This is a genomic window from uncultured Cyclobacterium sp., assembly GCF_963976465.1.
Classification (GTDB): domain Bacteria; phylum Bacteroidota; class Bacteroidia; order Cytophagales; family Cyclobacteriaceae; genus Cyclobacterium.
The window spans coordinates 1-10,094 of record NZ_CAXBOC010000163.1; the positions used below are offsets into that span (position 1 = coordinate 1).

7 protein-coding genes are annotated in these 10,094 nt (G+C 39.1%); 5 read left to right on the plus strand and 2 right to left on the minus strand.

Annotation, left to right across the window (positions count from 1 at the left end; all coding sequences use genetic code 11):
- The first annotated feature begins 561 nt into the window (after positions 1-561).
- The 5 genes from AAC037_RS10835 (at position 562) to AAC037_RS10855 (ending at position 3,876) form a co-directional block, all read left to right on the plus strand.
- Positions 562-825 (plus strand): DUF4235 domain-containing protein, encoded by a 264-nt coding sequence (locus tag AAC037_RS10835; RefSeq protein WP_339903011.1) that lies wholly within the window; start codon positions 562-564, stop codon positions 823-825.
- Between the two features lie 139 nt (positions 826-964).
- The gene (locus AAC037_RS10840; RefSeq protein WP_339903012.1) at positions 965-2,257 is read left to right on the plus strand and encodes an aminopeptidase P family protein; all 1,293 of its coding nucleotides are present in this window, start codon (positions 965-967) and stop codon (positions 2,255-2,257) included.
- A 35-nt stretch (positions 2,258-2,292) separates the two neighbouring features.
- Positions 2,293-2,745 (plus strand): hypothetical protein, encoded by a 453-nt coding sequence (locus AAC037_RS10845; protein WP_339903013.1) that lies wholly within the window; start codon positions 2,293-2,295, stop codon positions 2,743-2,745.
- 25 nt (positions 2,746-2,770) lie between these two features.
- Complete coding sequence (locus tag AAC037_RS10850; RefSeq protein ID WP_339903014.1) at positions 2,771-3,016, plus strand: hypothetical protein; 246 nt, start codon at positions 2,771-2,773, stop codon at positions 3,014-3,016.
- Positions 3,017-3,282: 266 nt separating this feature from the next.
- Positions 3,283-3,876, plus strand: coding sequence for a DUF3841 domain-containing protein (locus AAC037_RS10855; RefSeq protein WP_339903015.1), 594 nt, complete (start codon positions 3,283-3,285; stop codon positions 3,874-3,876).
- A gap of 62 nt (positions 3,877-3,938) precedes the next feature.
- Here the strand turns inward: AAC037_RS10855 and AAC037_RS10860 are convergent, their stop codons facing one another.
- Positions 3,939-8,792 (minus strand): RecQ family ATP-dependent DNA helicase, encoded by a 4,854-nt coding sequence (locus tag AAC037_RS10860; protein WP_339903016.1) that lies wholly within the window; start codon positions 8,790-8,792, stop codon positions 3,939-3,941.
- A 241-nt stretch (positions 8,793-9,033) separates the two neighbouring features.
- Positions 9,034-9,822, minus strand: coding sequence for a hypothetical protein (locus AAC037_RS10865; RefSeq protein WP_339903017.1), 789 nt, complete (start codon positions 9,820-9,822; stop codon positions 9,034-9,036).
- Positions 9,823-10,094: the final 272 nt, after the last annotated feature.

Sequence of the window (10,094 nt, forward strand, 5' to 3'; positions counted from 1 at the left end):
AGACACGGAATCCTTTGAGGAATCGGATTCGTAAGAGTGATTTTGTCAGCATTGTTGCAGAAAAAAAAGGCAACAATGCCGCTAAAATCAAGATTATAAACGATTCATTTTCCACGGGCTTCACCCGTGGCTATTATAATTTCAGCCCTTCAGGCTTCTTTGAGTCACTTTATGGTTAAAGATTTTTTTCCAGGATTAATGTAGGTACTGCTGATTCCCGTGATGTCAATTGAGAAACCGGACGGACCCTGAGCGGAGCTGAAGGTGTAGGTTTAACGAATACGCTACCCTAAGGCTTCGACTCCGCTCAGCCACCGGTAAAGAAAATTCGTTTTAAAACTTCATTCCGCAACGCCTGAAACCTATGGCTTCGACACTGCTCAGCCACCGGTAGATTGGAAGGCATTCAAAATTCAGGAACTGGAATCCTTTTAAAAAATAACATCAACCAATTACCTTTCAAAGTATACCAGAGCCAAAAAATTCCAAACTATTGCATGAAATCTTAATGTTTTGGCATGATTATTAAATGATAGTAAGAGTAAAAAAACTTCTTATATCATGAAAAAACAAAACAAAGAATATTTGCAATCATTGGTAATTACCGGAGGAACCATCCTTGGCGCTTTTTTAGTGCGAAAAGGACTGGAAGAACTGTATGAAAAAAAGACAGGTGAAGAAGCTCCAAAAAATCCTTATCCGGAAAACAATTCCCTAAAAGAAGCTTTACTATGGACCGTAGCCACAGGTGTTGTAGCAAGTGTAACAAAAGTTCTGCTTCGCTATACTTTTACAGCCGGTTCCGAGAAAGCGATAGAAAATTAGATTTGAGGATATAACCTTCTGCCGGGAATCGGTTAAAACTTTCTTGTTTTAGCAGGCCGGGCAAATAATTCCAATTCCCTTGGCTAGTTAAATTTGTGATCAAAGTATATTTTTTACCTTTGTTGAAACCCATTATTTTATGAGATACGAACCTGCCAAAGCATCCCTCTATATCAAAAATAGGGCAAAAGTTGCCAATAAATTGCCGTCCAATTCTTTAGCGGTTTTAAATTCCAACGATATCATGCCCACCAATGCAGATGGGACCATGAAATTTAGGCAAAACAATGACCTCTTATACCTTTGCGGAATCGATCAGGAAGAGACTATCTTGGTGATTTGTCCTGACTTTCCTGATCCAGCATTGAGGGAGGTACTTTTTATCAAACCTACCAGCGAGCATATTGCCATCTGGGAGGGACATAAATTCACCATGGAAGAAGCTGCTGCCCTTTCCGGCGTAAGCACCATTAAATGGACCACCGACTTTGACAGTATCTTCAATATTTTAATGAACCTTAGTAAGCATGTATTTCTAAATACCAATGAACACCTAAGGGCTGTAGTGGAGGTGGAAACCAGGACTGCGCGATTTATAAAAGAATGTAAGGCAAGGTATCCCCTGCACCAATACCATCGTTTGGCGCCCATGATGCACAAGTTCAGGGCGGTAAAAGAAACGGAAGAAATCGATCAGATTCAAAAAGCCTGTGACATCACAGAGGCAGGATTTCGTAGGGTACTGGAATTTGTTAAACCGGGAGTGCTTGAATACGAGATTGAGGCAGAATACCTGCATCAGTTTATCAAAAGTGGTAGCAGGGGTTTTGCTTATGAGCCTATCATCGGCTCAGGTAGGAACGCCTGTGTGCTGCATTACCTGGACAACAGTGTAACCTGCAAGGATGGAGATTTGATTCTTATGGATGTAGGGGCTGAATATGGCAATTACAATGCTGACATGACCAGAACTATTCCGGTCAATGGCCGCTTTACCAAACGACAAAGGCAGATATATGAAGCCGTATTGAGGGTGCAGCGACAAGCCATGACCATGCTAAGGCCGGGAATTGATATACAATCCTATCACAAAGAGATAGGCCTGATAATGGAAGGGGAACTCTTGAGTCTGGGTTTGATTGACCAAACAGATATAAAAAACCAGGATCCCAAAAACCCGGCCTATAAAAAATACTTTATGCATGGTACTTCTCATCATTTGGGACTCGACGTGCATGATGTAGGGACAATGTATGAACCGATTCAAGCGGGCATGGTCTTTACCGTGGAGCCGGGCATCTATGTGTTGGAAGAAGAAATAGGCATTAGGCTGGAAAACAATATTGTGATCAATGAGAAGGGCTTTACCGACCTGATGGGTAATATTCCAATTGAGCCTGATGAAATAGAAAGCCTAATGAATGAAAAATAATTTTTAATTCAACCTTACCGCTACATTTTTCATAGATGGACAATTCATTTAAAGCCGGCCTGAAAGAGACCGTTCTGGCCCTGATGGCTGAGAAAAAAGAAGACCTCAATGCCCAGTTACTTGCCCTGCAGGAAGCCTCCAATGCCGACACCAAAAGCAGTATGGGAGACAAATACGAGACGGGAAGGGAGAGCATCAACCAAAGCAGGGATTTATTAGAAAAGCAAAAGGTTCTCTTGGATCGGGATGAGAAAATAATAGCTCAGACTTCTGTGGATCCTACGGCTACCGTAAGCACCGGGGCCTTGGTTAAGGTTCAACTTGGCTGGCTATGGGTGGCGGTTTCCGTTGGTAAGGTAATGCATGAGGGACAGGAAGTTCAGGTGGTTTCGGCTGATTCTCCCTTGGTAGCCGCACTGAAAGGAAAAAGGGTAGGAGATAAAGTAGCCTTTAGAGGTAGGTCTACGGAGATTCTGGAAGTGGTTTAACGTATTGTATCGTTTAAATAAACCCTTGAAGGCTTTGAAGCCTTCATTTTCAACTCCACTTTCAATTGATTACAATTCTTTTCAGGAACTAATTGAAGAACTGTTAGAGAAGAACGACTATAAGACTGCAATGTTAATGAAACAAAACTACGGACTCTTGATGTCTTTTGAACCTGAGGAAACTGTTCAATGCCATCATTTCAATATTGATATTTGGCAAGAAAATTTCAGGAGCGAAATGTTTTCAATTTATCCAGAGCGGAAAATATAACTAACCCTTTAAATTGATGGAACTCTTCATTACCCATCTCCAACTGTTGGAATCTCGCAAAGGCGCAAAGGTTTTAAAAACCCCTCTTAGCGACTCTGCGTCCCTGCGAGGAAATTTTTACCGGTATTATAACCCTTGACCTAAGGTAGAACAAGGTTAAGAAAAACTGAAAATTACAATAGGTGCTTATCTATTTGAATAAACCATACTAGTGTCTATATTGTCCGTTTAAAACATTAGATGCCTTATCCTTGGCAATTAATTGAATGAAACTTTGGACGATTCAATCTTTAGAATTTTACAATAATCTGATTTCTGAGGGGGAAATATATTCCTCAGAAGAATTTGCCGAACCCTATTTTAATAATGCTTATAAATGGATGATCAATCAAATGGAAAATAGAATCGGAAATAGACCGAATTCAAATATTTATCCAATATGGGCTTGGTATCAGTTTAAAAATGTAAAATCTAAAAGACCTGATTTAAGAACCAGGGGATTGTTACCGAAAGGAACTAAAGGTGTCCGGATAGAATTTGATAAACCTGACAACCAAATCTTACTTTCTGATTTTGACTTGTGGCATTTTCCTTTGAATTATTTGTATATAGCAGATAGTGAAAAACATGCCGCTGAATTTGACCATCTTCTCACAAACGCAAAAGTTAAATTTAGGGATAAAGAAATGTATCCATCCAAATTAAAAGAGATTTTGGAATGTAGTTGGAACAAAATTTTCGATATGAGCTATGATTGCGAATACGTGGCTGAAAAGTTTAGTGATAAAAAAATTCAAGCAACATTTTGGAATTTAAAAAGGAGTGAAATAACCAAAGTTGATTTTTTCAATGCAAAATAACACCATTGTCAACAAATAAGCCTCATTGATGCGATTTAGTGGAAAGGCTTGAACAGTTGTACTCAGTTGGTAGACGAAATATTGGCTGACTGGTTGATACGGCCAATTGGATGGGTTGTTTTTTTAAAATGCAATTCGGGCAGGACGATCAATATTTCTTCCTCAGTTTCTTCTTCTTCCCAATATACGATAAAGTTTACATGTACTGAGGCAAGTTGGTATCCCCGCTTTTCCAGGTCCTCCAGTTGCCCTTTGAATTTTTTCGAAAACTTTAAGATGGCTTGGTTTTCTTGGTCGAAGCATGCCCCCTCCTTTGCCTGCAGTTCATCACCACTGATTAAAAGGGAAGTTCTGTATTGAGTATATTTGAAAAAACTCAACCAGACATCTTTATAGCTGAGTTGCATCACCATAATGTCCGGTTCAGGCCAATGGGCGGAGTCGGTCACTTTGATCAGATCGTCAACGATGATATTGTCTAGAAAATCTCCTTTTAAATGAATGGACAGCTGCTGTTTTGCCCTTGTCATGGCGACATACAATAGCCTGATGTCCTCATCTTGCAACCGACTTAGGTTTTGCAGAAGTAAAAAGACATTGTCAAACTCCTTACCTTTGGCTTTGTGAATGGTCGAAACCAAGATGGTGTCTCCATTGTCGGATATGAAATCTTCTAGCTTTGACTCCCGGAGGAAGAGTTCCAAATCAGTTTTGTACTTTCTTTTAGGGTGGGAAGCTTCAAATTCCTTAATCAGGTTAATGCATACGTCAATTTTCGAACTTTTTTTGTACTTCCGCCACAATGCCTTTTTGGCTTGGGTCCATAGTTCTTCATGAATCACATATACCTCTTCCGTTAATTCCAAGTGATTGACGAAATAACGAAGCTCCACAAGGTTGTATAAATTAAAGGCATCATTGGTCTGAATTAACTTGGCAGGGAACTTGTGCTTGAGCAATAAACCGGTGATTTGCAATGCTTCATCATTTGATCTGGTTAATACGCAGGTGCTTCCTTTGAGCTCTGTACTCATGATGGCATTTACCAAGGGAGAAATCAGGTGCTGTCCCCGGTGCTTTACCAGTTTTATATTTCCATTTTTTTGGGAAACGGCTTTTATTGGATTGGTTTTTAACCTGTTTTGAAGTCTTCCAATAAACTGATTGGTGAAGTCAACCAGGTTTTCTTGGCTCCTGTAGTTTTCTATCAATTCATATTTAACGGCCTGTTTTTTATGGATAAATTGTTCCAGGTATTTAGCGTTGGCGCCTCGAAATTCGAAAATATTCTGGTCATCATCTCCCACAGCAATCACTCTCATTTCTTCATTTTGCTCCATCAAGGCCTTGATCAAAGCAAATTCATCGGCATCCATATCCTGGGCTTCATCTATCACCAAAACTGTCTTGGTAATTCGGTTGGCTTCCACTTCTCCACCGGTAATTTTCTCAACTGTTTTTTTGATGATATCGGTCGATTTGTCCAGGTCTCCAATTTTGCCCAGCAAGTCAAAGCAATAGGAGTGAAAGGTTTTTATCTCGATAAAATTGGCCGCATTGCCGATTAGCTTGAGTAGTCTTTGTTTGAATTCTGAAGTCGCTGCCCTGGAAAATGTAACCATAAGTAATTGTTCATGTTTTACATCCTCCATCAGCAGTAATGAAGCCAACTTATGAACCAAAACCCTAGTTTTCCCACTGCCGGGGCCGGCCGCAACCACGATATTATTGGACTGATTGTCTTTGATTATTTTCAATTGACGGGGAGAAAGTTCGCCAAATAGTTGGCGGAATTTGCCGGGGGTGATGTTTCTTTTGATTTCATTTTGTCGGCTTCCCTTGAAATACTTGTTTAAAAAAACGCTGTAATTCAATTGGAAATAATCTTCGGCAAATTGTAAGGCTTCCTGGTAGTCACTCAGCATTCTTTTGGCATATTCTCCTACAATATGAATCTGCTGTACCTTGTTTTCATAAAATTGATTCAACTTTTGGTAATCATCGACCTTGTACCGGATTTTATTGTCCTGTTCAATTCTCTCAATGGTCAATTGGTTGTAGACCACCATAAACCCACCTTCAATTTTTAGAGCTTCAATTCTCGATAAATAGAAAAGGGTTTCCTCAATGTCATCAGCTGTGATAGGAAGCTTAAAAAGTAGGGATGAATTTTCGTAGGCCTCCTTTAGTTCCTGCACCGAAAACTCGATCAGGATCTGAGCTTTGTTTTGATCTTCTTCAGGGGCTTTTGATAAGGCTCTTGAATGTAAAAAATTGATGATGAAGACGGCCAGTTCATGTCGTTTTTTTAGTTTTTCAGCTAGTTTTTTCTTTGGCTGAATGCAAATTATTGCCATGTGAGACCGGGAAAAACTCAAGGCCTTCCTTTTGATCCAATTTTTTATTGCCCAGAAATTAATTAGCGTTTTGATTTTATAAGGGCTAACATCTTTACAGCCATTTTCTTCAGCTGCCTCATTCAATGCTTTTATTTGAAAGGGCCTCTCTTCTTCCCGGAAGGTAGAGAGAAGGAAATTTTCAATACGGGCAAAAGCTTCTACTATTGCGAGTGAGCGGTTTTTGTTTTCCCCATTTTTTATGAAGGCTGTTAAATCTTTGGAGTCTGCCAAGATGTTTTCTTCCCGGAGTAGGCGGATAATCTGAATGACCTCCCCTTTAACAATCCCCAAATGATCAGAAATATAATCTATGCGTGATTCGGCTTCTTCCTCATTTGAGTGGTTTTTGCTTTTGCTGGAAAAAAGTTTTTTTATTATCCGAATACCGTGTTGTTTCTGTTTGTCCTGAAATTTTTCAGAAGCATTGATTTTATCGATGGCCTCTTGTGCGTTTTTGGCGAGGATACTGTTGGCGTATATTTTTGGAATATTTTGCCCCCTTTTGATATAACCGGCCTCCTCCAATGCCGTAATGGCTGTTTTTACGCGAGTCTCTATTTCTTTTATATTGTCATACCAACCCGCTTTTCTGGCAATCTCCAGGGCGGAATTGGATACTGTTGACCTAAAACGGGTGATGTTTTTAATGGCTCTCCAGACCTGTTGAATTTCTTTTATACTTAATTTGGTCTGGTTGAGTAAGATAAAATGTTTGCTGAGATCCTCTTCATTGAATAGTACAAAGCAGTCTGCTGAGATATTTTCATCCCTTCCTGCCCGGCCGGCCTCCTGTACATAATTTTCAAGTGAGTCTGAAATTTCAAAATGGACCACCATCCCAACGTCTTTTTTATCGACTCCCATGCCAAATGCAGAGGTGGCAACCATCACCTGGACTGTTCCATCGATAAAAGCATCTTGATTTTCGGACTTTTCCTGTTTGTCCATCTTTCCATGGTAAGACCTGGCACTAAAACCATCATTGGTTAAGCGCTCTGCTAATACAAAGGCCTTATGGGTTCTGGAAACATAAATAATCGTAGGGCAATCCTTTTCTTCAATTAAACTCCTTACCGTATTGTATTTTTGTTCCTCGTCTTCCCTAGGGAAAACCTTATAATGTAAGTTTGTTCTTGAGGTTTTGGAGCTGAATACCTCCAGCTCTAAGGATAGCTTGTCTTGGAAGTAATAGCAGATGTCCTCAATTACTTTTTGTTTGGCGGTGGCAGTGAAACAAGAAACGGGGATGGGTTCGGCCCTGTTTTTTTTCTTTTGTAGCTCATGAATAAAATCCCCTATATATAGATAGTCAACCCTGAAGTCCTGTCCCCAAGAAGAAAAGCAATGTGCTTCGTCGATTACAAATCGGATGATATTTCTTCCCAGTAAAAGATATTCAATGGATTTCGATCGCAAGGATTCCGGAGAAATATAAAGAATTGAAGCTGCTCCATTTTCCACCCTTTCAAATGATTTGGCCCTTTCGATAGGGTCTAAAAGCCCATTGATGGTAACGGCATCTGTGATGCCATTTCTCTCCAGGTTGTCCACCTGATCTTTCATCAAAGACTGTAAGGGAGAAATTACCACTGTCAAGCCTTTTGCATTTTCTCCTGCCATCAAAGCAGGAACCTGAAAGGTGATGGACTTGCCTCCTCCGGTAGGGAAAACAGCAAGGATGGATTTATTGTCTATTGCGGCTTTTACGGCTTTCTCTTGCAAGGGCTCTTCTCCATAGGTTCTATATGCCTCAAAGCCGAAAAACTTTTTCAATCCCTTATGGATATCCAATGCCTGATCGCAATACTGGCATCCGCTCAAACAAGGGTTGTTTTTCAATAGGTACAAAATACTTTCAATGTCCGGGTAATTTTTTATTACCCAAGGAGGGGTTATTGATAGGCGACTTTTTGTGTTGATTAAAGCCAAGCTATAAGCGAGTGCGATAGGGGAGGCTTCAATGAGTTTAGTCAAATTTGCCTCCCGGCAAATATCGTTGTGGAATTCTTCTCTGATTAAGCTTTCTACGTCCCATGTTATTTCTTTGATATCCAAAAAAGTAAAAAAGGCCTTAAACTCCGGTTTATTCCAAAGCAACTTATAATAAATTTTTTGTAGGGGTTTGCTTAGTTGTTGAAAAGCAGCGACTTCATCATAAAATAGGTCCTTGGCTTTTTTGGAGTCATTTAAGGGGTTGTTTTTATCTTCTGTTTGAAGCTTTTCGTCTTTTACAAGCGCGTGGTAGGGTCTTTTGGGAAAAAGTAAAGGGGAGAGGTATAAGGTGTCAATAATTTTTGAAGGGTCAAAACTTAGGTCATTGAGCACCCGGCGAATGTATTTTAAATCATGCTTGATAATATTATGTCCACAGATATACTGAGATCCCTTAATAAATGCCATAAAATCGCTAAAGGAAGGGGAATGAAAAACCTCGCCATTGCTTTTAACACTTCCTATGTCAAGCACTTTTTGGGTTTTTACAGCTATTTCAGTATCTATGAAAGCTATTGATTTCATGATTGATTCATCGTAGAAATAAATTTAGGCTATGTTTAGGTCTATTAATGTTTTAGCTAAGATAAGAATATTTACCGGGTTTGGTAAGGATCAGTATTCGGCTATTATTTTCTTGTTAAGTATTGATTTTGTAATGAATTGTTCTGTGAAATGGTTTTGGAGGAATGGGTTGTTTGAAAGGGAGTAGAAAAAAAAGGCCGTAACACAAATGAATCACGGCCCTTATATCATTAAGTTTTAGCTATAGCTTCTCAATAACGGAATTGATTAAATCTGTTGTGGTACTGTAATCTTCATCATTTTCTTTGGCGATTTCTATGGCCTCTTTGGCAACTTTTAGAGATTTTGTGTAATCTCCGGTTTTAAAAAGTAAAGCCGCGTAAGTATCTGTATTGGAATAGTTTTTATCCAGTTCAATGGAGCGTATTATCCATTCTTTTGCCTCTTCCAATTTGCTCTCATCCTCTTCATTTTTGTAATAGGCCCAGGCCAAAGAATTTAAATCCTTTGCGCTGTCCCATACAAAATTAATGTCATCAATGCGGCCTGTTTGTATCATTCGGTAAGGGTAAACGGAATAACTTACCAGTGCATCCGTAATATTTCCATTAACTAAATAAAGTATCAGTGGGGCAGAGCTTACATTGAAGACGTTATCAAAACCTTTTTCATCCTCCCCTATATTAGCATGGAAGTTAAGGGCTTTTCTCCAACCATCGTGGTAGCCTTCATTTAACACTTCCTCTCGATTTTCTTCATTGTCTACATTGATGGTGATAAGGTTCATCATGGACATGTCACAATCCAGGTATCGATTAATTAAGTTGATACAAGGAAAACACCATTTCCCACTCCAGGTAATGACAAGGGTTGGCAACTCTTTGTCCAAATCATAGATTTCATAGATTTCGCCAAATTTGATGGTTTCATCGTTTTCTAGATCTGTAATATTAACATCTATTTGCCCATATAAGGGCTTTGAAACAATTATTAAAGAAAAAAACAGAAGTGTAAATGTAAATTTTTTCATAGGTGTTGAATTGTTTATAGGTGATAAAAATTGTTATTATAAGAAAAATTTATCTTAACAATGTATAGGCCTATCCAATGGAAAGCCAGATTAAATTGGATCAAAAATATTTACCTGAATCTTAAAAAAGTAAGTTCATGGATGAAGTACAAAAGATTGGCCTTTTCCAATAAATAGGACGCCCATCTAAGAGGGTACAAATTACTATTTTCTATTTTTGAATAAGGCACTTATCAAATAAAGGATTTGTATGGATAAGGTGGCTTTGTCAC

Excerpts from the sequence above, each read along its gene's own strand:
- AAC037_RS10855 (WP_339903015.1), top strand. The coding sequence starts at position 3,283 with ATGAAACTTTGGACGATTCAATCTTTAGAATTTTACAATAATCTGATT.
- AAC037_RS10845 (WP_339903013.1), top strand. The coding sequence starts at position 2,293 with ATGGACAATTCATTTAAAGCCGGCCTGAAAGAGACCGTTCTGGCCCTG.
- AAC037_RS10835 (WP_339903011.1), top strand. The coding sequence starts at position 562 with ATGAAAAAACAAAACAAAGAATATTTGCAATCATTGGTAATTACCGGA.
- AAC037_RS10865 (WP_339903017.1), bottom strand. The coding sequence starts at position 9,822 with ATGAAAAAATTTACATTTACACTTCTGTTTTTTTCTTTAATAATTGTT.
- AAC037_RS10840 (WP_339903012.1), top strand. The coding sequence starts at position 965 with ATGAGATACGAACCTGCCAAAGCATCCCTCTATATCAAAAATAGGGCA.
- AAC037_RS10860 (WP_339903016.1), bottom strand. The coding sequence starts at position 8,792 with ATGAAATCAATAGCTTTCATAGATACTGAAATAGCTGTAAAAACCCAA.